This is a genomic window from Paracoccus ravus, assembly GCF_004522175.1.
GTDB lineage: Bacteria > Pseudomonadota > Alphaproteobacteria > Rhodobacterales > Rhodobacteraceae > Paracoccus > Paracoccus ravus.
The window spans coordinates 1-1,107 of sequence record NZ_SDEB01000086.1; the positions used below are offsets into that span (position 1 = coordinate 1).

1 protein-coding gene is annotated in these 1,107 nt (G+C 62.3%); it reads left to right on the top strand.

Annotated features, from left to right (window positions below):
- Window positions 1-76: 76 nt before the first annotated feature.
- On the top strand, window positions 77-1,107 hold a 1,031-nt coding region (gene recA / locus ESZ60_RS20615), incomplete at its 3' end, for a recombinase RecA (RefSeq protein WP_134682501.1).

A 1,107-nucleotide genomic window follows, 5' to 3' on the forward strand; every position in this document is an offset into this window, starting at 1 on the left:
CAGATTGGAACAACTCGTGAACACCGGCGCGCTGATTGCCCGGCCGGGCAGAGTGTGAAACAAACATGAGGACAGCGTGGCAGGGGCGACACTTTTCGACATGAGCGACAAGAAGACGGCAGACAGGCAAAAGGCGCTCGACAGCGCCCTGGCCCAGATCGAGCGCCAATTCGGCAAGGGCTCGATCATGAAACTCGGCAGCGACAATCCGGTGGCCGAGATCGAGGCGACCTCGACCGGCTCGCTGGGGCTCGACATCGCCCTGGGGATCGGCGGGCTGCCCAAGGGCCGCATCATCGAGATCTTTGGCCCGGAAAGCTCGGGCAAGACCACCCTGACCCTGCATGTCGTCGCCGAAGAGCAGAAAAAGGGCGGGGTCTGCGCCTTTGTCGATGCCGAGCATGCGCTGGATCCGCAATATGCCAAGAAGCTTGGCGTCAATCTCGATGAGCTGCTGATCAGCCAGCCCGATACCGGCGAGCAGGCGCTCGAGATCGTCGATACGCTGGTGCGCTCGGGCGCGGTCAGCCTGGTGGTGGTCGACTCCGTCGCGGCGCTCACGCCCAAATCCGAGATCGAGGGCGATATGGGCGACATGCAGATGGGCAGCCAGGCCCGTCTGATGAGCCAGGCGATGCGCAAGCTGACCGCCAGCATCGGGCGCAGCAATTGCATGGTGATCTTCATCAACCAGATCCGGATGAAGATCGGCGTGATGTTCGGCAATCCGGAAACCACGACCGGCGGCAATGCGCTGAAATTCTATGCCTCGGTGCGTCTCGACATCCGCCGCACCGGCTCGATCAAGGACCGCGACGAGGTGGTCGGCAACGCGACCCGGGTCAAGGTGGTCAAGAACAAGGTCGCGCCGCCCTTCCGGCAGGTGGAATTCGACATCATGTATGGCGAGGGGATCTCGAAGGTCGGCGAGCTGATCGATCTTGGCATCAAGGCCGGGGTGGTCGAGAAATCGGGCAGCTGGTATTCCTATGGCGACGAGCGCATCGGTCAGGGCCGCGAGAATGCCAAGCAATTCCTGCGCGACAATCCCGAAATCTCCCATGCGATCGAGGATCGCATCCGCGCGAGCCACGGCCTCGATTTTGG